General features: G+C 66.9%; 24 protein-coding genes. 19 read left to right on the top strand and 5 right to left on the bottom strand.

From position 1 onward, the window contains the following. A partial coding sequence (locus VFP86_09980; protein ID HET8999962.1) for a Zn-dependent hydrolase occupies window positions 1–1062 on the top strand: 1062 nt, incomplete at its 5' end. Window positions 1063–1064: 2 nt separating this feature from the next. Continuing rightward, complete coding sequence (locus tag VFP86_09975) at window positions 1065–1457, top strand: DUF1844 domain-containing protein (protein HET8999961.1); 393 nt, start codon at window positions 1065–1067, stop codon at window positions 1455–1457. A 282-nt stretch (window positions 1458–1739) separates the two neighbouring features. Here VFP86_09975 and VFP86_09970 read toward each other — a convergent pair whose 3' ends face one another. Next, a complete protein-coding gene (locus VFP86_09970) occupies window positions 1740–2303 on the bottom strand; it encodes a hypothetical protein (protein ID HET8999960.1) in 564 nt (187 codons plus the stop codon). 150 nt (window positions 2304–2453) lie between these two features. On the opposite strand from VFP86_09970, the gene VFP86_09965 reads away from it, so the two are divergent. The 3 genes from VFP86_09965 to VFP86_09955 are packed head-to-tail and all read left to right on the top strand — an operon-like array spanning window position 2454 to window position 3869. Further along, window positions 2454–2696: a hypothetical protein gene (locus tag VFP86_09965; GenBank protein ID HET8999959.1), complete on the top strand. Its 243-nt coding sequence runs from the start codon at window positions 2454–2456 to the stop codon at window positions 2694–2696. Window positions 2697–2750: 54 nt separating this feature from the next. Next, a complete protein-coding gene (locus VFP86_09960; protein ID HET8999958.1) occupies window positions 2751–3008 on the top strand; it encodes a hypothetical protein in 258 nt (85 codons plus the stop codon). 18 nt (window positions 3009–3026) lie between these two features. Continuing rightward, entirely contained in the window at window positions 3027–3869 is an 843-nt protein-coding gene (locus tag VFP86_09955; GenBank protein ID HET8999957.1) for an isocitrate lyase/phosphoenolpyruvate mutase family protein, read from the top strand. Window positions 3870–3892: 23 nt separating this feature from the next. Here VFP86_09955 and VFP86_09950 read toward each other — a convergent pair whose 3' ends face one another. Continuing rightward, a complete protein-coding gene (locus VFP86_09950; GenBank protein HET8999956.1) occupies window positions 3893–4372 on the bottom strand; it encodes a VOC family protein in 480 nt (159 codons plus the stop codon). 147 nt (window positions 4373–4519) lie between these two features. On the opposite strand from VFP86_09950, the gene VFP86_09945 reads away from it, so the two are divergent. From VFP86_09945 to VFP86_09930, 4 genes are all read left to right on the top strand, one after another. Beyond that, window positions 4520–6634 carry a thioredoxin domain-containing protein gene (locus VFP86_09945; GenBank protein ID HET8999955.1) on the top strand — a complete coding sequence of 705 codons (2115 nt, stop codon included), beginning with the start codon at window positions 4520–4522 and terminating at the stop codon, window positions 6632–6634. Window positions 6635–6673: 39 nt separating this feature from the next. After that, window positions 6674–7435: a DUF309 domain-containing protein gene (locus tag VFP86_09940; protein HET8999954.1), complete on the top strand. Its 762-nt coding sequence runs from the start codon at window positions 6674–6676 to the stop codon at window positions 7433–7435. 67 nt (window positions 7436–7502) lie between these two features. Continuing rightward, window positions 7503–8861, top strand: a complete 1359-nt coding sequence (locus tag VFP86_09935; protein ID HET8999953.1) for a M20/M25/M40 family metallo-hydrolase — start codon at window positions 7503–7505, stop codon at window positions 8859–8861. A 2-nt stretch (window positions 8862–8863) separates the two neighbouring features. Next, entirely contained in the window at window positions 8864–9820 is a 957-nt protein-coding gene (locus VFP86_09930; protein HET8999952.1) for a DUF72 domain-containing protein, read from the top strand. Between the two features lie 13 nt (window positions 9821–9833). Here VFP86_09930 and VFP86_09925 read toward each other — a convergent pair whose 3' ends face one another. Both VFP86_09925 and VFP86_09920 read right to left on the bottom strand, forming a co-directional pair. Beyond that, entirely contained in the window at window positions 9834–10601 is a 768-nt protein-coding gene (locus VFP86_09925; protein HET8999951.1) for a class I SAM-dependent methyltransferase, read from the bottom strand. After that, window positions 10598–11998, bottom strand: a complete 1401-nt coding sequence (locus VFP86_09920) for a M20/M25/M40 family metallo-hydrolase (GenBank protein ID HET8999950.1) — start codon at window positions 11996–11998, stop codon at window positions 10598–10600. Before VFP86_09920 ends, VFP86_09925 begins: the two co-directional genes overlap by 4 nt. Window positions 11999–12148: 150 nt before the next feature. On the opposite strand from VFP86_09920, the gene VFP86_09915 reads away from it, so the two are divergent. From VFP86_09915 to speB, 7 genes are all read left to right on the top strand, one after another. Further along, window positions 12149–13846: a PucR family transcriptional regulator ligand-binding domain-containing protein gene (locus VFP86_09915; protein ID HET8999949.1), complete on the top strand. Its 1698-nt coding sequence runs from the start codon at window positions 12149–12151 to the stop codon at window positions 13844–13846. Window positions 13847–13940: 94 nt separating this feature from the next. Continuing rightward, window positions 13941–15077: a hypothetical protein gene (locus tag VFP86_09910; protein ID HET8999948.1), complete on the top strand. Its 1137-nt coding sequence runs from the start codon at window positions 13941–13943 to the stop codon at window positions 15075–15077. A gap of 28 nt (window positions 15078–15105) precedes the next feature. Then, window positions 15106–16422, top strand: a complete 1317-nt coding sequence (locus VFP86_09905) for an extracellular solute-binding protein (protein ID HET8999947.1) — start codon at window positions 15106–15108, stop codon at window positions 16420–16422. 19 nt (window positions 16423–16441) lie between these two features. Beyond that, entirely contained in the window at window positions 16442–17434 is a 993-nt protein-coding gene (locus tag VFP86_09900) for an amidohydrolase family protein (protein ID HET8999946.1), read from the top strand. Between the two features lie 20 nt (window positions 17435–17454). Then, the gene (locus VFP86_09895; protein HET8999945.1) at window positions 17455–18405 is read left to right on the top strand and encodes a sugar ABC transporter permease; all 951 of its coding nucleotides are present in this window, start codon (window positions 17455–17457) and stop codon (window positions 18403–18405) included. Continuing rightward, window positions 18398–19225: a carbohydrate ABC transporter permease gene (locus tag VFP86_09890; protein HET8999944.1), complete on the top strand. Its 828-nt coding sequence runs from the start codon at window positions 18398–18400 to the stop codon at window positions 19223–19225. Before VFP86_09895 ends, VFP86_09890 begins: the two co-directional genes overlap by 8 nt. Before the next feature lie 82 nt (window positions 19226–19307). Further along, window positions 19308–20255 (top strand): agmatinase, encoded by a 948-nt coding sequence (speB, locus tag VFP86_09885; GenBank protein ID HET8999943.1) that lies wholly within the window; start codon window positions 19308–19310, stop codon window positions 20253–20255. A 67-nt stretch (window positions 20256–20322) separates the two neighbouring features. Here speB and VFP86_09880 read toward each other — a convergent pair whose 3' ends face one another. Next, window positions 20323–21507: an MFS transporter gene (locus VFP86_09880; GenBank protein HET8999942.1), complete on the bottom strand. Its 1185-nt coding sequence runs from the start codon at window positions 21505–21507 to the stop codon at window positions 20323–20325. A gap of 101 nt (window positions 21508–21608) precedes the next feature. Here VFP86_09880 and VFP86_09875 point away from each other — a divergent pair, with 101 nt between their 5' ends. The 3 genes from VFP86_09875 to VFP86_09865 all read left to right on the top strand — a co-directional run bounded on the left by VFP86_09875 (window position 21609) and on the right by VFP86_09865 (window position 25009). Next, on the top strand, window positions 21609–22619 hold the full coding sequence (locus tag VFP86_09875; protein ID HET8999941.1) for an NAD(P)-dependent oxidoreductase: 1011 nt from the start codon (window positions 21609–21611) through the stop codon (window positions 22617–22619). A gap of 4 nt (window positions 22620–22623) precedes the next feature. Then, entirely contained in the window at window positions 22624–23628 is a 1005-nt protein-coding gene (locus tag VFP86_09870) for an amidohydrolase family protein (GenBank protein ID HET8999940.1), read from the top strand. A gap of 73 nt (window positions 23629–23701) precedes the next feature. Next, on the top strand, window positions 23702–25009 hold the full coding sequence (locus VFP86_09865) for an extracellular solute-binding protein (protein ID HET8999939.1): 1308 nt from the start codon (window positions 23702–23704) through the stop codon (window positions 25007–25009). The last annotated feature ends 21 nt before the right edge of the window (window positions 25010–25030 follow it).

Below are 25030 nucleotides of genomic sequence, written 5' to 3'. Positions count from 1 at the left end.
GACCGGTGGGGGAATCTCTTTGGCGTCGTTCCGGGGACCGGGAACGCGCTTCCGCCGGTCGCCGCCGGCTCGCACCTCGACACCGTCCCCAACGGAGGGATCTTCGACGGCGGGCTCGGCGTCGTTGCGGCGGTCGAGGCGGCCGCAGCTTTGCGCGAGGCCGGAGCGGCCCTGCATCATCCGCTGCTCCTGCTGGCGTTCGCCGAGGAGGAGGGGGTCTCGTTTGGTCTGGGGTGCCTCGGGTCCCGGGGGATCGCCGGTCGCCTGGCGACGCTGGACTCGCTGACCGACCGGAGCGGCCGCCCGGCGTCGGACTGGATCCGCGATTTCGATCCCGGCGTCCCGCGGCGGGAGATGCCGGTGCCGATGGCCGCGTACCTCGAGTTGCACATCGAGCAGGGACCGATTCTGGAACGGCGGGGGGTGCCGCTCGCGGCCGTCGATGCGATTGTGGGCATCGCACGGATGGCATTCACCTTTCGCGGCGAGCCGAACCACGCGGGCACGACCCCAATGAATACCCGCCGGGACGCTCTCTGGGGCGCCGCGGAATTGATCGGCAGCGTGCGCGACGTCGCGCGCGGAACCGAGGGGCGGGCCGTGGGGACCGTTGGGCAGTGCACTGTGACACCCGGCGCGGCAAACGTCGTCCCGGGGCGGGCCGAGGTGACGGTGGAACTGCGGAGCGCAGACGGCCGGTTGCTGGATGGCCTGTGCGCCGAGATCCGTAGCGCAGCATCCGCCTGCGCGGGGCGATACGGTCTCGAAGTCGAGCATCGTCCGTGGTGGACCGAACCGCCGATCCCGCTCGACGCGCGCGTCCGCGAAACGGTGGCGGACGCGGCCCGCGATCTCGGGTGGCCGCTCGTCACCATGTCGTCCTGGGCCGGGCACGACGCGAAGATTCTCGCAGGCGTGACGCCGACCGGGATGATTTTTGTCCCCAGCATGGGGGGGATCAGTCATTCGCCCCTCGAGAAGACCGCGTGGGAGGATGCCGCGCGCGGCGCGCAACTGTTGTGCCGCGCGCTCGAGCGCCTCGACGCATGGGACGGAGGATAGCGATGCCGGAGCGCACCGACGAGTCATCTGAGCACACCGCACCTCGGTCCGAAGCCCAACCGGAGCGGGAGGCCGTCGAGCCGGAAGCGGCCGCCTCCGAGGCTCCGAAGAGCGGCGGCCCTCAGGCGGTGCCGCTCTCCGCGCTGCCGGCGGCAGACCTGCTCACCTCGTTCCTGAGCCTCATGGCGATGAAGGCCTGGGAGGGCATGGGTCTCGTGCCAAACCCGATGTCGGGCAAAACGGAGAAGAACTTGGAGGACGCGCGCCTCGCGATCGATGCGTACGCGGCGGTCTTCGAACTGCTCCGCCCGCGCATCGATGAAGGGGAGCGGCGTGAGATAGAGAACGCGCTCACCATGCTGCGCGTCAACTTCGTCGATAAGAGCGGCGGATAGTTTTAGTTATTGCCTGGAGTTATCCACGCAATCCACATAATCCTCGAACTGAGTTTCCCGATTGTGCGTGCAAGAGGCCTGTGCTACAAATGATGACGGAGACGCAAACCGACTGGCAAAGGTAGCCGACTCAAACGCTCGCGCACGTGGACGCCGAGGGCTCGTCAGGCGTACTTCGGGGGTAACTCCGGAGAACAGCGGACAGGCGGTAGGCACCGGCGGCGGGGGCCAAAGACGGTGAGAAGCCAGCCGGGGAGCGTCTCCCGTATTTTCTAACCATCTCTACTGTATCACTCGCTTCAGGCGTTTTACCTTCCCATCCCGACCGAACTCCACGATGTCCGCGCCGCTCCGCATCACACCCCACGCCGCGGCCATCCAGTCCCGTTGGAGGTGGGGCACCATTGCCGCGTCGACAATCAGCAGGTCGGCGTCGCGGCACCCCGCTTTGAACGCCGACGGATGGCCTTCGAAGACGAGCACCGAGTGGCCGATGTAGCTGAGCCCCAGGAGATAGCCGAGGAACGGGATGGCCTTCTGCTCCTTCTCCATGAGCGAGTCGAGCCGCGTATAGGCGATCACAGCGATATTGAGCGGCGTGCCCGCGGGCGCGATCTTCTCGATGGCCTGCACGTGCTCGGGGGACATCGAGTTGGGGGGAGGACACGGCTGGATCATGAGGGTCCGGCCGGGCGTCATGATGACGATGTAGCGCTGGCTGATCACCGCGCCTGCGAACGGGGCGGGGGTCTCTTGTCCTGAGGCGACACGCCAGGCCTTCGCGAAGCGGGCCTCGATGTCTGCGGGAACATCGACCTCGGGCATCCGTGCAAGGATATTGACCATCCGGCGATCCTCCCCTTCGGCGTCTCGGCAACCTAAATACCCGATTTGCCGTCGGCTCAGTCGCCGCCCTGCAGATCTTCCCGTGGCCCGCGCGTCGCCGTCCTGATAAAATCAATGCGGGTTCTGAAGAGTGAGAGGAGGCCGTTGAACGTGAGCCGCATCACACCGCCAGCCGACGCCGCAGTGTCACCCGCCATCCGGGAGATCTTTGCGAACGAAACTCGTCAGTACGGCGTGCCCCTCAATACCACCAAAGTCTGGGCGCGCCACCCGGTGCTGCTCGACGCGTACAGGGCATGGGGGAACGCGATCCGGGAGACGTCGCTCATCCCTCCCGCGCTCCGGTACCTCGTGTATGTGCGCGTCGCCTCGCTGAACGGGTGCCCGTTCTGAACGGACATCAATACCGCCTCGGGCCAGGCGGCAGGCATCCCGGATGAGAAGTTTGTGCGCCTCGAAGCGTACGCGACCGACCCCGTGTTTACGCCGCTCGAGCGGCTGGTGTTGCAATATGCCGATGGCATGACGATCAGCGGGCAGGACGTGTCGGATGAGCTCTTCGCCGGCCTCGGCCGGCACTTTTCCGAAGAGGCCATCGTGGAACTGACGGCCCACGTCGCCTTTGAGAATTTCAGGAGCAAGTTTAATCACGCCCTGCGCATCGAAGCCCAAGGCTTCTGCCGGATCGGCAAGGTGCGCTCGTAGCGCCTATGAGGAATCACCGTGCCCACCATCGCTGAGAAGCGCCGCGTCTTCCGCAGGCTCCATGAGTCCGGTTGCTTCGTGATCCCCAATCCTTGGGACGTTGGCACCGCGCGCTACCTGCAGCATCTCGGGTTCAAGGCCCTGGCGACCACGAGCTCCGGGGCTGCGTTCTCGATGGGGCTGCCGGACGCGGATTGGGCACTGACCCGCGACCCGATGCTCGCGCATATCCGGATGGTCGTCGAGGCGTCCGACGTGCCGGTAAACGCCGATTTCGAGTCGGGGTACGCGGACGACCCCGAGCCCCTCGCCGACAACGTCCGGCGGTGCGTCGACGCCGGCGTGGCGGGGCTGTCGATCGAGGATTCCACCGGCGACGCCTCAACGCCGCTGTACTCGTTTGACCTGGCGGTGGCGCGTATGCGCGCCGCGCGAGATGCGATCGATCGGGCCGGTGGGGACGTGCTGCTTGTCGGCCGGACCGAGGGCTTCATCGCCGGCGTCCCCGATCTCGCCGAGGCGATCCGTCGGCTCAAGGCTTACGCCGCGGCCGGCGCCGACTGTCTCTACGCGCCGGGGATCCGAACGCGCGAACAGATCGCCGCGGTCGTCGGTGCCGTCGCTCCCAAGCCAGTCAATCTGTTGATCGGCGGCGCTATGGGGCTCACGGTCCGGGACGCAGCCGACCTCGGCGTCCGCCGGATCAGCGTCGGCGGCGCGCTGTCGCGCGCCGCCTGGGGAGGATTCATCCGCGCCGCCCAGGGCCTTGCCGCCGGCGCCTTCGATGGATTCGCGGATGCGGCGTCCGGGACAGACCTCAACCGTCTGTTCGCCGAAGATGTGAGACGGCGGTCACCCTAGGCGATTCGTGGCCCGCGATGCGACTACGGCTCCGTCCGGGAACGAAGAAACCGCTGTAAGCGCGCGATGCGCGCTGCTGGGGTGGGCGCGTCGCCTTCCTTCCACTCGATCACCTGCACCACGACGCCGCACAGGTCCTTAGGGCTCAGGAGGATCTCCCGCCGCAGCGGGCCGAGCGCCTCGCGGTGGGCGATCCGCACCCCCGCGGCTTCGAGCTCGCGGACGTACGCGTCGAGATCGTCCACGACGATGCCGATGTGATGGAACCCCTCCCCGCGCTTCTCGATGAACTTGGCGATGAAGCCTTCCGGGTCCACCGCCCCGTCGAGCACAATGAGGCCGTCCCCGACCTTGAGATACGCCGCGCTCATCCGGTTGCCCATGATCGACAGCTCCGCCTTCTCGATCAGCTCCGCCCCAAGGATCTTCTGGTAGCTCGCGACGCCGGCGTCCACGTCTTTCACCGCCACCGCGATGTGATCGATCCGGAGAATCCTCGCCATCTGACTGTTTCCTCCCTCCGGATCAGGCGGGGCGATCATCTCCCGCCGTCTCCGGGCGTGTCTGCGCGCGGTCCTTCGCGTCGTTCGCCGGAGAGGCCTGCCGCAGGCGCGTTCCGGTATAATTGACAGGCAGAGAGGGAGGCGAAGATGGGCAATCGACTCGCCGAGGCCACAAGTCCCTACCTGAAGTCCGCCGCCCACCAGCCGGTCGAATGGTATCCGTGGGGAGACGAGGCGTTTGCCCGCGCAAAGGCCGAGGACAAGCCGATCCTGCTTGACATCGGAGCGGTCTGGTGCCACTGGTGCCACGTCATTGACCGCGAGTCGTACGAGAACCCCGAGATCGCCAAGATTATCAACGCGCACTTCGTCCCCGTGAAAGTGGACCGGGACGAACGCCCCGACATCGACATCCGGTACCAGAACGCGGTGAGCACGATCACCGGGCAGGGGGGATGGCCGCTCACGGCGGTCCTGACCCCCGAGGGAAAAGTCTTTTTCGGCGGCACCTACTTCCCGCCGGAGAGCGCGATGGGACGGCCCGGGTTCCGGCAGGTCCTGCTCGCCGTGACGGAGTTCTACCGGACCAAGCGCGATCAGGCGCACCGCTACGCCGATGAATTGCATCAGGCGCTGCAGCGCCTCGGCGCCGCGCGCGCCTCGGAAGATCTCTTGAGCCCGGCCCTTGTCCAGGAGGCCGTTCGGGACATCGAGCGACAGTTTGATATGCAGAACGGCGGGTTCGGCGGGGCGCCGAAGTTTCCGCATTCGGGTGCGATCGAGCTGTTGCTGAGGCGCCACGACAAGACCCGCGACGCCCAGGCACTGCTGATCGTGACCCGAACCCTCGAGAAGATGGGCCGGGGTGGGGTGTACGATCAACTCGGCGGCGGGTTTCACCGGTACTCGGTCGATGCGTTCTGGGTCGTGCCGCATTTTGAAAAGATGCTCTACGACAACTCCGAGCTGCTGCGCAACTACGCCCATGCGTATCAGGCCACCGGCGGCGCCTTGTTCAAAGAGATCGCGGAAGGCATCCTCGGATACACGATGGACACGCTCATGGATCGCGCGCGGGGCGGCTTCTACGCGAGCCAGGACGCAGACCAGAGTCTCGAGGACGACGGGGACTATTACACATGGACGGAGGCGGAGGCCGCCGGCGCGCTTGCGGTCGCCGACCTCGATGTCGTCCGGCACGCGTACCATCTCGAAGGGCAGGGGGAGATGCATCACGATCCCCGGCGGCACGTCTTGTTCGTCGACAAAGGCGTCGACGTCGTCGCCGCCCTGTTGGATCGGCCCGCCGCGGACGTCGCACGGCAACTTGTCGAAGCGAAGCGGCGGCTCCTCGACGCGCGCAGTCGGCGGAGGCCTCCCTTTGTCGACGCGACCGTGTACGCCGGATGGAACGGGATGATGATCTCGGCGTTCCTCGATGCTGCGCGGGCGTTCGGGCGGCGGGATGTCCAGGACGCCGCGCTGCGGACACTCGACCGCGTCGTGCGGGAGGCGTATCGTTCGGCGGAGGCGGAAGATCGGTGGAGGGGATTCCGCCACCTCGTCAGCGCACCCGGCGGGGTGTCCGGATTGCTGGATGATCAGGTCCACATGACGCGGGCGCTCCTCGACGGGTTCGAGCTCACCGGCGATCCCCGATACCTCGGTCTGGCCGAGGACACGATGGCGTATGTCCTCGAGGAGTTCCAGGCACCGTGGGGAGGGTTCTACGATGTGGCGCGGTCCGCATCCGCCGACGCCCGGCGGCCCATCGGCTTGGGTACGCCGTACATTCCGGTTCAAGACTCGCCCACGCCCGCTGGGAACGCGATCGCGATCCTGGTCCTCGATCGGCTGGCGATGATTACGGGCGAGTCGAAGTATCGGGAGGCGGCGGGCCGGGCGCTCGAGGCGAGCGCCCCGGGCAACGCGGCGCACGGTCTCTTCACGTCCAGCTTGTTCCTGGCGCTCGATCTGCATCTGGACCCGCCGCTCCACGTCGTCGTGGTCGGCCCGCGGCACGATCCACGAGTCGCCGCGCTATACCAGGCGGCGCTCGCGACCTACCGGCCCTGGACGGTCGTCCACGTCCACGACCCCGCCGCAGCCGTGGGCCCGCTGCCCGCCGTCATGCCCGCTGTCGATGCCGCCTCCGGTCCGCGGGCGTTCGTCTGCGGCGCGACGGCGTGCGCGCCTCCCGCCTCGACTCCCGAAGAACTGCGCGAGACGATTCTGACTTTTGGCCGCATCGCCGTCGCCTGAGGGTCCGCAGGCGCGCGGCCGCCCGCATCGCGGTGATCCGTGAGCTACGTGAAACTGAAGCACACGTTGTCGTCGATCGCGCTCGACGCGATCGCGCGCCCGGAAGACGCCCGCGTCTCGGACGCGCTCCTCACGTACGCGCGGCGGGCCGGGGAGCGGCACCGCGTTTCCCTCTCCGCGCTCGCCCGCGCCACCGCACTGTCGCCCGACGACCTGGCCCGGGCCCTGGGGGGGACAGGGTTGTTCGAGGAGCCCGCGGAGGCGGACCGCGATCACATCTCGCTCGCGGCCCCGTATCGCCCGTTCACCGCCTACCTCCGGCGGCAGGCCGCCCGAACCGCGGTCGCCGTCCGGCTCCTGCGGTCCACTCATCGTGAGGGAATCCCGGACGAGATCTGGCGCGCGGCGGCGCTCTTCAATGCCGGCCTGTTCTTCGAGTGCCACGAATACCTCGAGGACGTCTGGCGGGCCGCCCCCGCCGCGGAGCGGGAGTTCTACCACGGGCTCGTCCAAGCGGCCGCGGGCTCCTACCACCTCGAGAAGGCGAATATCCACGGGGCGCGCACGCTCATCGGGAAGGCCGTCGCGAAGCTCGAGCCGTACGCGCCGGTTCACCGGGAGGTCGATGTCGCCGCCTTTGTGGCCGGGCTTCGTCGGGTGCTGGCACGGCTCGAGAAGGCGCCTCATGGCGAGGGACTCGGTCGCGCGGCGCTCCCGATGCTCGACCTGGTCGAATCCCCCCGCGCCGGGCGCAGGCGCGTCCGGGCGTGCGCGGTTCCCCCCGCCTCGAGGACCCGATAGGCGCAGGGAACCCTCCGGCCGTCCTGGAATTCCTGAATCAATCCCCCCAATCTCGGAAGGAGCCCGCATGGATCGCGTATTTCAGCACATCGAGGCGCACCAGGACGAATATATCGAGCTGTTGCGGCGGCTGTGCCGCCAGCCCAGCATCGCGGCTCAGGGGGTCGGCCTCGCGGAGACCGCGGAGCAGGTGGAAGGTCTCATGGCTGAAGCCGGAATCCGAGCGCGGGTCATCCCCGTCGAAGGCGGGGCGCCGGTCGTCTATGGAGAGGTCAAGGGGAAGTCTCCGCGGACGCTCATGCTCTACAACCACTATGACGTGCAGCCTCCGGACCCGCTCGACGAATGGGAGGGCGAGCCGTTCGGCGCCGAGATCCGCGACGACAAGATCTACGCACGCGGCGTGGCGGACAACAAGGGGAATCTGGTCGCCCGGATCTGTGCCGTAGACGCGATGCTGCACGTCCTCGGGGAGCTGCCGGTGTCCGTGCGGTTCGTCGTTGAGGGGGAGGAGGAGATCGGCAGCGTCAACCTTCCCCGGTTCGTGAGCGAGCACCACGACCTGGTCGCCGCCGACGCCTGCATTTGGGAATCCGGCTCCCGCGACCTCCAGGAGAACATGGTGCTCGCCCTTGGAGTGAAGGGGATCTGCTACGTCGAACTGGAAGCCCGGGGGGCTTCCCGGGATCTTCACTCGTCGCTCGCCACGATGGTCCCGAATCCGGCATGGCGGCTCGTGTGGGCGCTGTCGACCTTCAAGGACCGCAATGAGCGGATCCTGATCGACGGATTCTACGACCACGTCGTCGAGCCCACCGACGACGAGATGGCTCAGCTGCGCCGCATCGCGTTCATGCGGGACGACGCGGCCCAGCTCAGGGACTACGGGCTGGACCGTTACCTCCTCGGGCTCTCCGGAGTCGAACTCCTCAAGCGGAACCTCTTTCAGCCCACCTGCACGATCTGCGGCATCACCTCCGGCTACGGCGGGCCCGGAAGTAAGACGGTCCTGCCCCGCCGGGCGGTGGCGAAGATCGACTTCCGGCTTGTCCCCAACCAGCGCGCAGAGAACATCCTCCAGCGAGTCAAGGCGCACCTCGCCCAGCACGGGTTTGCCGACATCGCCGTGCGCCCGCTCAGTCTGGAAGATCCGGCGAAGACCCCGATGGATGCCGAGATCGTCAAGATCGTTTCCGAGAGCGTGCGACGGATCTACAACCGCGAGCCGCTTGTCTATCCCTCGATGGCGGGGACCGGGCCTCAGCATGTGCTCACCGGCGAGCAGGGGATCCCGACGATCGGCTCGGGCGTGGGATACGCGCACAGCAATGTGCACGCCCCCAACGAGAACATCCGGATCGCCGACTACATCGATGGGATCAAGCACATCGCCATGGTCATGCACTTGTTCGGAGGTGGACGGTAGGAGTGCGGGACCCCTCTCAAACTTCGCTGCTGCCAGAGGCGGCCGCGGCGAGACCGGTTCGAGAACGCATCTACATCGGCACCTGCTCGTGGGCAGAGAAGTCGTTCGTGAAGAGCGATTTCTATCCGCGCGCGATTCGCCGGGCCGAGGAGCGGCTGCGCTATTACGCGACGCAGTTCCCCACCGTAGAGATCGACGCGTCCTACTTTGCCCTGCTGCCGCCCGCGTACAGCCGGCGGTGGGCCGAGGAGACTCCGCCCGGGTTCATCATGAACGCGAAGGCCTTCGGCCTGTTCACCGGCCACGGCGCATCGGTGGAACGCCTTCCAAAGGGGTTCGCGTCGCTGCTCCCTCGGGAACGGCGGGACGGGGGCGAGATCCGGGTGGGTGACGTCCCCGAAGAGTTTCTCAATGCGTGCTGGGATCACTTCCGCGAGTTTCTCGCCCCCCTCGCAGAAGCCGGAAAGCTCGGGTACGTGCTGTTTCAATTGCCTCCGTCCGCGAAGTACTCGCCGGAGACTTTGGACGCGATGCGGTCGTGGAAGCGGGAGCTCGCGGGCTGCCGCCTCGCGATCGAGTTCCGCAACCGGGACTGGGCGCGGCATCCCGAGGCGCTGGAGTTCCTGAGCCGGGAAGGGTTGATCTACGTGATGGTCGACCTCCCGGACGTGCCGCGGCTCATGCCGACCGTAGAGGCGGTTACGGGTGAGTGGGCGGTAGTTCGGTTTCACGGCCGGAACCGGGCCGGGTGGGAGCGGGCCGGCGCCAGCACCGAAGAGCGGTACGATTACGAGTACTCGGTGGACGAGTTGCGCGGGTGGGCGGAGATCGCGGAGCGGGTCGCCGGGCGCGCCAGCCGGTTCTTCGGGATGTTCAACAACCACGTCCGCGGCAACATGGCCAGGAACGCCCGCACGTTTCAGGGGTTGCTGGAGGAAAGCAGCGGACCTGCGTCTTGACGGGTGCGCTCCCCTAGTCCGGGCGCGTCGATGCCCGGCGTGCCGCGTAGAACACCCGGCCGGTCTGCGCCGTGATCTCGGCGAACTCCGCGTTGCTCCACCGTCCCAGGATCTCGAAGCCAGCGGCTTCAAGTTCCCTGTCGATCGTCGGGACCGGGTACCCGCGCTCGCGATGGATCTCCCGAACCCGCTCGTACAAGTCCCGCTCCCGGCGGAGGAACGCGTTGACCTTGAGAGTCGCGATCCCCGTGTCGTAATCGAACTCGCTCTGGTCGACCTCGACCGCATCTTCGTTGTCCTGGATCAGCCACACCCGATTTCCCCACCGTGTCGCCAGCCCCTGGATGGTGTTCATATCGAAGAGGAACAGGCCTCCGGGGCGAAGCGCGGCCGCAACGGCCGTGAGGGTCTGCCTGAAGTCGTCGTCGGTGACGAGGTAGTTGAGGCTGTCATAGAGGCAGGTGGCCGCGTCGACCGGAGCGGTGAGCTCGAGGCGGCGCATGTCCTGCTCGAGAAAGGTGACCGGGACCCCTTTTCCCTCCGCGCTGCGCCGCGCCATCGCCAGCATCTCCGGAGACTGGTCGACCCCGGTGACCCGCAACCCGCGCTGCGCCATCGCCAGCGCAAACTCCCCCGGACCGCAGGCCACATCGACCAGCGACGTGGAGTGGGCGCCGTGTTGGTCGAGGACGCGCGCGACCCACGGGACGAGCTGAAGGCTCCACCGGCCTTGCCCAGCCTTGACGTAGGCTTCCGCGTAGCGCCGGTAGATGGTGCTCATCGATGCGCCGCGTCCTTACTCCGCGGCAGTGTCTTCTCGGCGTCGGCCTCCGCTAGCGCCAGAAACACCTGCGCACTCACGTGGATGCCGTCCTGGAACCGCTCGAGGCTGATGTTCTCGTTCGGACTGTGATTGTTCTCATCGGCGTTGGCGTAGGGGATCCCGATATAATCGACTCCCAAGATGTTGGGCCACACCGCGTTCGGCAGGCTCCCGCCGCTGCTGAGATTAACGGTCGGCTCGATGCCGCGGTAGGCTTTGATCGCGGCGGCCACGACCCCCACGGCCGGGTGGTCCGGCGAGGTCCGCGTGGCTTCCATTGTCCCGAAGCCCCTCGACTGCACTTCGATCCGCGGATCGACCTTCGCGGCGTGCGCCTTCACTTTTTCTTCGATGTCCCGGGTTTTTTGATCGACGACCAGCCGGATGTCGATCCGGCACTCTGCGGTCGACGGGATGATCGTTTTGGATCCCGGACCGACGTACCCGCTGATGAAGCCGTTGATATTGAAGTACGGCTGCAGCATGATGCGTTTCCAATACGACGGCCCGTCCATCGCGATTGTGTCCAGCCCCATCGTCGCCGCGAAGGTCTTGGGGTCGAACTCCATCTTGGCCAGCAGCCGTTCCTCGGTCTGACCGATAGGCCGGACGGCGTCGTAGAACCCGTCGATGAGCACGCGGCCGTTCGGATCGACCATCGTCGAGAGCAGGTGGACGAGCATCCAGACGGGGTTGGGCGCCACCCCGCCCTTGTTTCCGGAGTGATTGTCCCGGTCGGCTCCGCGCGCCACCAGGGTGATCCCGAGGATGCCCCGGTTGCCGAGGGAGATGGTGGGGGCCCCCGATGGGTGCAGGCCTCCGTCGGAGATACAGACCAGATCCGCCGCGAGGAGCTCTTTGTGCTCGGTGACGAAGTGGCCCAGGCTCCGCGATCCCGACTCCTCCTCGCCTTCGAAGACGAACTTGAGATTGATCGGCGGTCCGCCCGCTGCGTCCATCCACGCCTTCGCCGCAAGCACGTGGGTGATCAGCTGGCCTTTGTTATCCCCGCTGCCGCGGCCGTACAGCCGGCTGTCACGAATGGTCGGCTCGAACGGCGGGCTCTGCCAGAGGTCGAGCGGCTCGGGCGGCTGCACGTCGTAGTGACCGTAGCAGATCAACGTGTAACCGCCCGGATGATTGACGATCTCGCCGTAGACCACCGGCTGCGTAGGCGTGTCGATGATCCGGGAGGGGATACCGAACTCGTGGAGGAGACCGGATAAGAGGCGCGCGCACTCCTTGACACCCCTGTCCTGCGCGCTGATGCTGGGCTGCCGGATGAGGGTCTTCAGGACTTCCAGCGACTCGCCCCGGCGCTCGTCGATGAGCCGGTGCACGCGGTCGATCGACATGAACGTTTCCTCCGATGCCATGATGCGGTGCGCGGGGTCGTCTTCGGGGACGCCCCCCACATCCCCTCCGGCCCCGCGCTATAGACACGCACGCATCGTGGGTTTCATGCGGGAGGAGTTCGGGAAATCAAACCGGAAATCCCAGCCAAGATGCTCACTGTCAAAGAGGCCCTTGATCTCGAGGTGATGCACGATGTGAAGGTGGTAGCTGGCGATCGCGGCCTCGACCGCCAGATCCGCTGGTGCCATATCATCGACAACCCCGAGATCATCCAGTGGATCCAGGGCGGCGAACTCCTGTTGACCACCGGGTACGGGTGGCCCGAGGCCGACACCGAAAGCCGCCGCACGATCCGCGCCCTCAACGGCAAGCGCCTGGCCGCCGTGCTTTTCGAGCCCACAAGTTACCTGGGCCAGATCCCGGTGAGCGTCATCGACGAAGCCGCGAAGCTCCAGCTTCCGATTCTGCATGCGCCCCGAAGGCTCCGATTTGCCGACGTCACCGAAGCGATTGGCCGCGAGCTCAACCGCCGCCACTACGAGATGATCGAGCTCGCCGACCGGTATCATCGGCAGATCACCGCGGCGGCCGTCGAAGCGCGAGACCTCAACGACATCGCGCGCACCCTCTGCGGCTTGATCGGCCGGCCCGTCACCATCGAGGATCCGGAGCTGCGGCCGCTCGCCCGCGCGGAGTGTGGCGCATCGCGCGAACGGACGCTGCACGAGGGGGGCGCCCGCGAGAACGTTTTGCCGCTTATTGACGGCTGCCGCGAAGGCCGGCGTCTGTTGGAACGTCTCCGGAATGCGGATGGGGCCGTGCGGCTGACCGCCCTGCAGGGGATCGGCATGGAGGCCCGGGTGGCGTGCGCGATTCGGGCCGGTACGGAGCTGCTCGGATACCTCTGGATCCTCGAGGGCGGCGAGCCGCTCCGCGATCTCGAGCTTCGCGTGGCCGAGCACGGCTCGATGGTCGCGGCCCTCCACATCCTGCGCCAGCGGTCCCAGGCCGCCGTTGAGGCGCGCATCGGTCACACCGTCGTGGACGCGTTGATCCGCGGCGGCGTGCCGGAGGAGGATCTGATCGAGCGAGCGCGGCTGCTTGGGTTCGATCCCGAGAGCGACTATGCCGTCATGATCGTCTCGCTGGTGGACCCCGCGAAGCGAGGCCGCAGGTGGGCGCTCACAAACCGCGACGAGTATTACCGGCGCGAGCACGCCGGGCAGGTCCTGCGCCGAGTGTTGGGCCAGGAACGGTTCCCGATCCTGTGCACCTACTCGCTGAATCAAATCGTCTATCTGCTGCCGGTCAAGCGCATGCCGGCCGAGCCGGAGCGGATACGGCGGTTCGCGCGCACGCTGCACGAGCGGCTCATGGGCATGGAGGACGTCACGCCGGTGATCTTGACGTTCGGGACCGCGCACCCAGGCCTCCCCGGCATTGCCAAGAGTTACTGGGAATCGGACAAAGCGCTGAACCTGGCAAAGAGGGGGGATCAGGTCCTCTTCTTTGAGGACCTCACGCTGGCCCACCTGCTCGCGCAAGTCTCCGACACGTCCTCCCTGGAAGCGATCTATGCCCGCACCCTCGGGCCTGTCCTGACGAGTCCCAAAGGGCGCGTCCTCAAGGACACGCTGTGGGCCCTCATCGAGGCCGGCTTCAATAAAGAGACGGCGGCGGCGGCGTTGGGTATTCATCGCAACACCATGCGCGGCCGGCTGCAGCGCGCGCAGAGCCTGCTCAGCCGTCCCCTCGACGACCCAAATTTGCGGAGGGATCTTGCCGTCATCAAAGAGATCGAACATCTGTTGGTCTCTGAGCCTTCCGCAGCTGTGCACCACGCATAGAGCGCCCCAGGTAATAAGTGCGCCGTGGACGTTGAATCTTCGCGCGCGGGGCGCCATTCTTGTGCCACGGCACGTTCAGACCACCCGGTGACATTTGGGCCATGCCCGCGCGGCGGCCGGAACGCTTGAACCGGTAGGGCATCTCTTCCTCCCCGGCGGCGGCCAGATTGTTGTCGACGGACGGTACGCCTACGTCGGCCACATGGCGCCGCCCCACGGGACCACGATCCTCGACGTCGAGGATCCGGCCCATCCGCGGGTCATTGCCCAACTCTCCGTGCCCGGCGACATCCATTCCCACAAGGTGCGCGTCGCCGGCGACGTAATGTTCGTGAACTACGAGCGCTTCCCGGAGAACGACCGCGGTCGGAGGCCGGCCGTGGGGCTCAAAGTGTTCGATATCGCCGATCGGCGGGCACCCCGGGAGATCGCGTTCTTCCGCACAAGCGGACGCGGCGTGCACCGCTTCGATCTTCAGGGCTCCCACGCGTTTTTGTCGACCGAGTGGCCGGGGTTTCGATCGAACATCCTGCTCATCGTGGATGTCGCCGATCCCGCGCATCCGGCGCCGGTGGGGCGGTGGGCGTTTCCCGGCCAGGAAGCCGGGGCGGCCGCGGAGCCGCTGCCGATCGACCATTGGGTCCATCTGACGCTGGCGCGCGGGGACCGAGCCTACGCCGCGTGCGGCCATGCCGGCGTGGCGATCGTCGATATTTCCGACCCCGCTCACCCCACAACCGTCGGCGCGCTGTCGTGGGATCCGCCCTACGAGGCGCCCACGCATACGTTTTTGCCGGTGCCGCACCTAATCCGGAACCGTCGGTTCGCCGTGGTCACCGACGAGGACGTCACCGACGACGTCCTCGAAGACCCGCCAGCCTTCATGTGGATTTTGGACATTACCAACGAGGCGCGTCCGGTGCCCGTCGCAACCTACCACGTCGATCCGGCCGGCCTCGCCGTGCCCGGACTGCGCTTCGGCGCGCATCAACCCTGGGAGCACGTGCGCGAAGACAACATCGTGTTTCTGGCGTGGTTCAGCGGCGGTGTGCGCGCGGTCGATATCTCAGATCCCTACCGGCCCCGGGAAGTGGCGGCGTTTGTACCGCCCGCGCCGCCGGGCCGGCCCGTCGCGCAGACGAACGATGTGTTTGTCGACCGCCGGGGATACGTGTTCGCCATCGACCGATACCACGGCCTGAACGTGCTCGAGTTCCGGCGGACCGAGTAATGAGACCATGCCCACAGAGGGGGAATCCATGATGTGGTGCGGCCGAGTCGTGCTTGGAACGATCGCGGTAGTGGCAATGTGCCTCGGATTGAGTGCCCCGCGCAGCGCTGGCATTCCGGCGGCGACGGCGGCCGCCGGGGGCTGGGCGCTGCCGACCGAACCGGTGACGCTCAATGAATGGGACGGCGGCGACGGAACCAAGTCCGCGTTGTTGGAAGAGTTGATCGCGCAGTACGAGAAGATCCACCCGAACGTCACGGTCAAGTTCGAGACCGACGTCAAATCGTTAAAGGTGGCCGCGGCGATCGCTGCCGGCACCGCCCCGGAGATCTTCGAAGCCTCCGACGCGAATCTTCAGAAATATATCGCGGCAAAGGTGGTGGAACCCCTCCCGGCCGCCGCGTGGGGGCAGCCCAGCGTGGACGGCGTGGTTGCGCTCTACCTGCCGCACGTCCTGGACGCGATCACGTCCGGTCATAGCCTGTACGCCGTGCCGGACCAGCTGAACGCGCACAGCCTCTACATCAACAATCGCGTGTTCCGTGCTGCGGGCCTGGATCCGGTTAAAGACGCACCCAAGACCTGGGATGACATCGCCCGGCTGAACAAGGTCCTCACCAAGAAGCAGGGCGACCGGGTCACCCAGAAAGGCTTCGAGATGCGCTACGTCTGCGACGACGGGCACTGGCAGGCGCACATTTTCCACATTCTCGTCTATCAGGCCGGCGGCGAGGTGATCAAGGACGGGAAGCCCGTCTTCAACAGTGAGGCCGGCCTCCGGGCGCTGACGACGTGGAAGAGTCTCGTCGTCGCCCCAGGGGTCACCAACAACACCTGCTCGTCGCCGTACCAGGATTTTGCCGTGGAGCAGGATGCCATGACCTTCGCCGGCCCGCACGTGGGCAAGATCGTCGAACGGATCAATCCGGCGATGCAGGGCAACTATACTGTCGTCCCGCTCCCGCAGTTGCGGCCGGACCGCCCCGCCACGCTCATCTACTCATTCAACTGGACCGTGAACGCCAGGGCGTCGGCCGCCCAGAAGCGCGTGGCCTGGGACCTGATCCACTTCTTGAGCTCGAAACCCGACCTCTGGTGGCAGCGGATTCAGTTCCTGCAGGGCACCAAGGGGTGGCTCACCATGCCGGCCGCCCGCAACACGCCGTTCATGTCCGCGTTCACCCACGACCTGTCGGTCGGGAAGCCGCTGGGGCGGACGACCTATTACGCCGACCTGCAGAGCATTATCGCGAGGATGGTCGACCGAGTCGTGCTGAAAGACGCCGATCCCAAATCTTCGCTGGCCGAGGCGACGGACGAGTTTAACCGAGCGTCCGCAAAGTAGGACTATGGATGCCATCGACGTGCATTTCCACGTCGTGCCGCCGGAGTATCTCGAGGCGGTGCGGGGGGGAACGTTCCGCCAGGCGGTGGAGATCGAGCGCCGCGACGGCCGCGAGCACATGGTGTTTCACGCGCCGGAAGACGTGGTCGTCGAGCCCGGTAACGAAATCGACCTGAGACTGTCGGACACCCGTTTGATCCTCGAGGGCTTGGACCGGCGGAGACTGGACGCGGCGGCGATCGGGCCGTCGCCCGGCCAGTTCTTCTACTGGACCGATCCGGATCTCGGAGCGGAGATCGCCCGCCTGATGAACGACGGCATCGCGGCGATGGCGAAGGCCAACGGCGACCGCATGGTCGGCCTGGGAACTCTGCCGATGCAGGACGGCGAGCGGGCCGCCCGCGAGCTCGAGCGCGGCGTCACGAATCTCGGACTGCGCGGATTCGAGATCTGCACCCACATCAACGGGCAGGACCTGGACCATCCGAGGTTTGCGGCGGTGTTCGGGGCGGCGGCACGCCTCGGCGTGCCGATCTTCCTGCACCCGCAGAACTGGGGCGAGATGCGCCGGCTGCGCGACTATCATCTGTGGAACCTCGTCGGCTTCCCAACCGAGACGGCGCTCGCGGCGGCGCACCTGATCGCCGGCGGGGTCTTCGAGCGCTGTCCGGAGTTGAAGATCATCCTCGCGCACGGCGGCGGCTACTTTCCATATCAGATCGGGCGCCTGGATCACGGGTACAACGTGCGCGCGGAACTGCACGACCGGGTGCCGCGGCGCCCCAGCGAGTACCTCGGAAGCATCTACTGCGATAGTCTCACCCACAACACGCAGGCGCTCAGGTTCTTGGTGGATCGCCTGGGCGACGATCATGTGGTGATCGGCACGGACTACCCGTTCGACATGGGCGATGAGGCGCCGGTCGACACGATCCGCGCCTGCGGGTTGGGCCGCGAGCGGGAGGCCAAGGTGCTGGGCGGCAACCTGGCGCGGTTGCTGCGCATCGCGTAACGGATGCGGGCGATGAACTGATGCGCATGATGGGCGCCCGGACGACCCCGGCCGAGCTGCCGGTGAAGCCGGGGGCCCCTGTGCGCGCGCGGGCGTGGCTCCGGTCGGCGGAGGCCCGGCATCAGGCCTGGGGCTATCTCTTCCTCGCTCCGATGTTCGTGCTGCTCATCGTCTTCAAGTTCATTCCGATGGTGCAGGCCTTCTACCTGAGCCTGACGAGCTATGACCTCCTGAGCCCCCCGAAGTTCGTCGGCCTCAGGAACTTCGTGACGCTGCTCGAGGATCCGCTCTTCCACCAGTCGGTGCGCGTCACAGCGTACTACGTCTTCGGCACGTGCGTGCTGATCTGGTTCCTGGCGCTCGGCATGGCGCTGATCTTCAACGCGCCGCTGCCGGCCAAGAACACCCTCCGGACTATCTACTTCCTGCCGGCGATCGTGCCGGTCGTCGTGTACGCGATCATCTGGCTGTTCTTGTTCCATCCCTACGGGCTGCTGAACGTTGCGCTGCACGCGATCGGCCTACCGGCCATCCAGTGGCTGACCGACACGCGCGCGGTGCTCCCCGGCTTCATCCTGGCCGGCCTGTGGCGCTTCGTGCCGTACTTCATGATCATCTATCTCGCCGGGCTCCAGAACATTCCCCACGAGTACTACGAAGCGGCGGCGATCGACGGCGCCGCCGGCGCGCAGGCGTTCAGGTTCGTCACGCTGCCGCTGCTGCGTCCCACGATTCTCCTGGTGGTCGTCGTCTCGATCATCCTGATGTCCAAGGTCTTTACCAACGTGCTGATCATCACCGGGGGCGGCCCGGACGGCGCGACCCGCGTGCTGTCGCTGTTCATCTACCAAACCGGGTTCCAATTTTTCAAGATGGGATTGGCCAGCGCGGCGTCGATCTTCCTGCTGTTCGGGACAATGACGTTTACGCTCCTGCAGCTGCGCCTCTTCAGGGAGGACGCCCGTGGCTAGGCGACTTGGAGCGCTCTACTGGATCGGGGTCCTCCTCGTCGTGGCGTGGGGCGTCGTGCAGCTCACGCCGATCCTGTGGATGATCTCGACGTCGCTGAAGCCGTTGAACCGGGTCTTCGACCTGCCCATTCAGTGGATTCCGCGGCCGCCGCAGTGGGCCAACTATCCCGCGGCCTGGAACCAGTTTCCCTTCGCCCGGTACTTTGTGAACAGCTTCATCGTGTCGCTGTCGGTCACCGTGCTGAACGTCTTTCTCTGCGGCCTGGCGGGGTACAGCCTCGCCAAGTACCGCTACTTCGGCCAGCGGGCGCTGTTCATCGCGATCCTGAGCACCCTGATGCTGCCCATCGAGGTGCTCATGGTGCCCACCTTCCTGATCGTCAAGTCCCTTGGCTGGCTGAACACCTATCAGGGACTCATCATCCCGGTCGTGGCGGATGCCTTCGGCGTGTTCCTGATGCGGCAGTTCATGCTGGGCCTGCCGGATTCGCTCGTCGAGGCGGCGCGGATCGACGGCGCCGGCGAGCTCGGCACGTATTTCCGGATCGTGGTGCCGCTGATCTGGCCCGCCGTCCTGACCCTCGCGATCTTCACCTGGCGCGAGACCTGGGACGCCTTTGTCTGGCCGTTCATCATCATCACGAACGACAGCCTGCGCACCGTGCCGATCGGCCTCCAGCGCTTTCAGGAGCAGTACGTGACCACCTATAACTCGGTGATGGCGATCTCGACCATCGCCATGATCCCGATGGTGCTGCTGTTCTTCTTTTTCCAGCGCGCGTTCATTCGCGGCATTGCGCTCTCCGGCCTCAAGGAATGACCGTCCGAGCGGACTGCGCACGTTGGAAGTCACGGCCGGTGAAGCTCCCAACAGGACGTCTTGTGGAACCGAGGTGCTGGCGATGCGATTGACCGAGACTCCAAGCGCCACCCAGAGCCCGCGCTTTTCGGGGATCCGCACGTTCATGCGGCTGCCGTGGGCCGCGAGCGCCGTGGACGCGGACGTGGCGATCATCGGCATTCCGTTCGACACTGCGGCGAGCTTCCGAACCGGGGCACGGTTCGGGCCGTCGGCGATCCGCGACATCTCCGTGCTGCTGCGGCCGTCCAACCAGTTCCACAGGATCAACGCGCTGGAGACCGTCCGCGTGGTCGACCTGGGCGATGTGATGGTTGTGCCCGGGGACATCGCCCGCACCTACGAGAACATCGAGGCCCAGTGGACGGCGTGCGCGGCGTCCGGCGCCGTGCCGATCGGGCTCGGCGGCGACCACTCCGTCACGCTCGGCGAGCTCCGCGCCCTGGCCCGCCGGTGCGGCCCGCTCGCGCTCGTGCAGTTCGACTCGCACACGGACACCTGGGATAACTACTGGGGCGTCCGCTACACTCACGGCACCGGATTCCGGCGGGCGTGCGAAGAGGGATTGCTGGACACCGGCCGGTCGATTCAGGTCGGCCTGCGCGGCAGCGAGTACGCGCCCGGCGACCTCGAGGACAACCGCCGCCTCGGCTTCGAGACGCTGCTGGCCGGGGACCTGCTCGCGCCCCAGGACGTGGCCGCCGCCATCAGTCGCCGGGTCGGCACCGGACCGGCGTTTCTCACCTTTGACATCGACTTCTTCGACCCGGCGTTCGCCCCGGGCACTGGGACGCCGGAGGCTGGCGGGCCCACCAGCGCGTTCGGACTTCAAGTGGTCCGCCACCTCACTGGCCTGTCGTTCGTCGGCTTCGACGTGGTGGAGGTGCTGCCGGCGCACGACCCTACCGCGATCACGTCGCTGCTGGCCGCGACCGTGGTGTTTGAATTCCTCGCCCTTATTGCGCTGTCGAAGCGCGCGGGGCCGGTCTAATGCCGTGCTAGGGCGGCGGGCCGCCGAGTCCCAATGGGACCGGCGTCGAGACGTGTGCGTCGCTGCGCTAGAAGGGCGACGCCTGCTCCGGTCGCGGCTCCGTGACCCCCGACGGGATGCGCCGCCCGATCGCGAGGGCCGCGAATCCGAGCGGCAGCGCCAGCAGGAAGGGGGCCGCAACGGTGCCGGCCGCTGCGGCGACCGCCGCACCGAGGAGCGGACCGGCAAACAGGCCGAGGTCGATCGCGCTGTTGTACACACTCAGCGCCGCGGTGTACAGATCGGGCGTGACCCGTTGGGTGAACTGCATCGCGAAGGTCACCGGCATGATGCCAAAACCGATGCCGAAGAACGCGCCCGCCGCCAGCAGGGACCCCCCGCGGACCAGCGGTACCGCGAGGACGGTTCCGGCCATCACCGCGATGCCCGCCGCGGCCAGCCAGCGGCCGTGCCCGAGCGCCGCGAGCCGGCCCGTGGGTACCTGCATCAAGGCATACGCGCCGCCTTGGATCGCGAAGATCCATCCGATGGTCACGACGGAGATGCCCTGCCGGGCAGCATACAGCGGCAGGAACGTGGTCCAGATGCCGGCCAGGCTGTAGCACAACAGCATGGAAACGCCGAGCCGCGTGACCGATGGGGATCGCAGGAACGCCGCGAAGTCGACCGTGACCGCCCCGCGCGCGGCGCGGCCCGGCACGCCCCACGTGGCCAGCAAGGGGATCGCCGCAAGGCTGAACAGCGCGGCGACCGCGAACGGCGCGCCGCCGCCGGCGTGCGACGCGACAAACCCGCCCAAGGCGGGGCCGGCGAAGGATGCGAGGGACGTGCACAACCAGAACACGCCGAAGGCCCTGCCGCGGCGTTCCGCGGGTGCCGAGTCGGCGACCGTCGCGTGCAGCGGCGGTACGAGCACGCCTCTGGTCGCGCCGGCGGCCGCGAAGGCCGCCGCGACGAGCCCCCGGGCGTGGCCCCAGCCCCCGATACCGAGACAGACGGCGTGTGCGGCCAGGGCGCCAAGCAGCGCCGCGCGGCGTCCGACCGCGACGGCGATGACGCCCGCCTGGAGCTCAACGACGCCCATGGTCAGGCTGAAGACGCCAACCACGAGGCCGACCTGCGACACATCGAACCCAAGGTGCGCAAGGTGCAGGGGCAGGATCGGCAGGATGACTTGCCAAGACATGTTGGTGCAGAAGCCCGCGGCGCCGAGCAGCAGGCTCGGCTCGCGGCGTCGAGCGACCGTGCCCATCCTATGGCATCGGTTTCGCCGGCTCGAGGGCGTTTCCTACGGGGGCCGCCGCGGCGGCTGCCATAATCGAGCTGCGGTGATCAACGCTGTGGAGGTGTGGGTTGAAACCGAGAGTGTTCGTCAGCCAACCGATCCCCGAACCGGCGCTGGACATGATGCGCGAGGTCGCCGAGGTCACCGTGTTCCCGCGTCTCGACCGCAACATGAGCGAGGACGAGTGGATCATGACCGCCCAGCGGTCGGACTACCTCTTCGTGATGGGCGGGAACATTATCACCGCCAACGTCATCAAGGCGAACCCGAAGCTCAAGGGCATCGCCATGGTGCACCGCCGGCTGCCGGTCAACAACTCGATCGACCTCGATATCGCGCGGGCGCTCGGCGTGCCGGTGGTCTTCCAGTATCCCTGGGAGCCGGTGTACGACAAGATCGCCGAGGCGACCTGCGATCTGACGATCGCCATGATCCTCGACCTCGCCTACCGCATGTCGGACGCCGACCGCTACACGCGCTCCGGCCGCTCGCTGCAGGAGCACACCATGGCGCTCATGGGCATCGGGGTCACCGGGAAGATCGCCGGGCTCCTGGGCCTCGGCATCGTCGCGCGGAAGATGGTGCCGCGTCTGCGCGCGTTGCGGATGCCGATCCTCTACACGAAGCGGACGCGGCTTGCTCCCGAGGAGGAGCGCGAGTCCGGCATCGAGTGGGCGGACCAGAGCGCGATCCTCCGGCGCAGCGACTTCGTCTGCCTCGAGTACGACTACAACCCCAACAACCACAAGATCATCGGCGAGCGCGAGTTTGCCATGATGAAGCCCACCGCGTACTTCATCAACACGGCGCGGGGCCGGCTGGTCGACGAACCTGCCCTCGTGCAGGCGCTTCAGAACCGCACCATCGCCGGCGCCGGCCTGGACGTCTTCTGGCACGAGCCGCCGGGGTCGCCGGAGATGGCGCCGAGCCCCGAATTCTTCAAGATGGACAGCGTCACGCTGGCGCCGCACAACGGCGGCGCGACATGGGACGCGCGTACGGAGCTGACGAAGGCGACGGCGCGCCAGATCATCGCGCTGATCGCGGGAGAGCGTCCTGAAGGCCTGGTGCTGGACTAACGCCGTGCAGTCGATCGACGTGCACTTTCACGTGGTGCCGCCGGGCTTTGTCGACGCCGTGCGGCGCGGGGCGTTCGCGGAAACCGTCGAGCTGATTCGCGACGGTGGCGTGGAGCGCATGGTCTACCACGCCCCGCCGGACGTCGTCCTGGAGCCCGGCACGACGCTGCCGCCGCATCTGTACGACGAGGCGCTGGTCCTGGACGCGCTGGACCGGCGGGGGTTGGACGCGGCCGTCCTCGGTCCGTCGCCTGAGGAGTTTTACTACTGGGCGCCGCCGGCGGTCGGGGCCCGCATCGCGGCGATGCAGAACGACGGCATGTCGGAGCTGGTCCGTTCGCACCCGGACCGCTTCGTGGGCCTCGCTACGCTGCCGATGCAGGATCCCGAGCGGGCTGCCGTGGAGCTGGACCGCGCGGTTGCCGAGCTGGGGCTGCGCGGCGCGGAGATCTGCACCCACGTGAACGGCCGCGATCTCGACCACCCCAGCCTGCGGCCGGTGTATGCGGCGGCGGAACGGCTCGGCGTCCCCCTGTTTCTGCATCCGCAAAACTGGGGGGACATGCGGCGATTCCAGGACTACGCGTTGTGGAACCTGGCCGGTTTTCCGCTTGAAACGGCGCTCGCGGCCTCGCACCTCATCATGGGCGGCGTCTTCGAGGAGTTTCCGCGGCTGCGCGTCATCCTTGCGCACGGCGGAGGGTACCTCCCGTACCAGGTCGGCCGGCTCGACCACGGGCATGCGGCGCGGCGCGAGGCCAGCGAACGCCTGCCGCGGCGTCCCAGCGAGTACCTGGCGAATCTGTATTGCGACAGCCTGACGCACAGCGCGCTGTCGCTGCGGTTTCTGCTGGACCGCATGGGCGACGGCCACGTCGTCATCGGCAGCGACTATCCATTTAATATGGGGGACGAGCGGCCCGTGGAGACGGTGCGCGCCATGCGGCTCCCCCCGGACGTGGAGGCCAAGGTCCTGGCCAAGAACCTCGCGGGATTGCTAGGCCTATGACCAGTCTGTCCGTCACACCGGGTTCGTCTCATCGATCCACGGAACTTTATTACGGCATTTGGGGGGTGTTCGCATGCTGAGATCAGCCGTCGTACGCGCCGCCGTCCTCCTGGCGCTTGCGCTGCCCGCCTCGCTCCTCGCGGGCGGCGGCATCGCCGCCAACTCCGCTCCGTCGGGGTTCCCGACGGACAAGATCACGCTCACGATGTTCGGCAGCGACGAAGCGCCGGGGTTCCACATCGAAGAAGGTCTGATTGCCGAGTGGCAGAAGACGCATCCGAATGTCACCGTGGAGGCGGCGCAAACGCCGCTCGGGCCGGGGTTCCAGAAACTGTCGACACAGCTGCCGACCGGCGGCGGGCCGACCCTGTTCGCCGTCTTCGAGCCCTGGATCGAGGGGTTTATCCCATACATGGCGCCCGCGATCCCGGCGGCGTTCGGCAAGGAGAGCATGCGGCAGATCTACGATCTGTACCTGCCACACGCGCTCGAGGCCCAGAGCCGCGGCGGGGCGATCTACTGTCTCCCTATCTCTGCCCCGTCCTGGAGCCTCCTCGTCAACAAACCCCTGTTCACCGGAGCCGGGCTCCGGATCCCGGAGGACATCCCGCGCACGTGGGCGCAGGTCGCGGCCTTGCAGAAGAAACTGACTAAGTACGATGCAAGCGGCAAGCTAGTTCGCCGCGGCTTCGGCGTCCGGTACACCGCCGGGCCGCAGTGGTATTCAATGCTGTTCGTCGCGTCAGTCGAGTCGCAGGGCGCCCGGGTGCTGGACCGGGACGGCAGTCCGCTGCTGACCTCCCAGGCGGCCGTCAACGCGATGCAGATTTTCAAGGACACCGCCGTCGCCCCGACGATCACGAAAGACGTGCAGACGTCGCCCTATCAGGATTTCGCCGACGGGCTCGACGTGATGTCGTACGGTGGCGCGAATGCCGTCAGCTTCGCGATCCGTCTCAATCCGGATCTGAAGGGCAACGTCTACGTTTCGCAGCTACCGAGCCTTTCCGGGCAGCCGGGCGGGTCGCCAAAGTACTCGTTCGATTTCTGCGTCAACAAGCGCGCGTCCGCCACCGAGCAGTTCGCGGCGTGGAGCCTCATCGATTACATGACGAGCCGCGGTGTGGTGCGCTTTGTGAACACCGGCAGCCTGACACCGCGCAAGGTCGTGTTCGAGGCACCCGATGTCCAGAGTACGCCTTTCATCGAAGTGTTCAAGACCGAGCTGACGTACGCCCGGCCGCTGCCGCAGACGAAGTACTGGGGCCAACTGCAAGGCGCGATCCAGAACGGCGTTCAGAAGGTCGTGTTTAAGGACGTGCCGATCCCGCAGGCGCTCCAGGAGGCGCAGCACGAGTACCTGCAGGCGATCGGCAAGTAAAAGGCGGAGGTGAAGGACATG

It is taken from the genome of bacterium (assembly GCA_035703895.1).
GTDB lineage: Bacteria > Sysuimicrobiota > Sysuimicrobiia > Sysuimicrobiales > Segetimicrobiaceae > Segetimicrobium.
The sequence above is the reverse complement of the archived record's forward strand: the minus strand, read 5'-3'. Positions and strand labels throughout refer to the sequence as shown.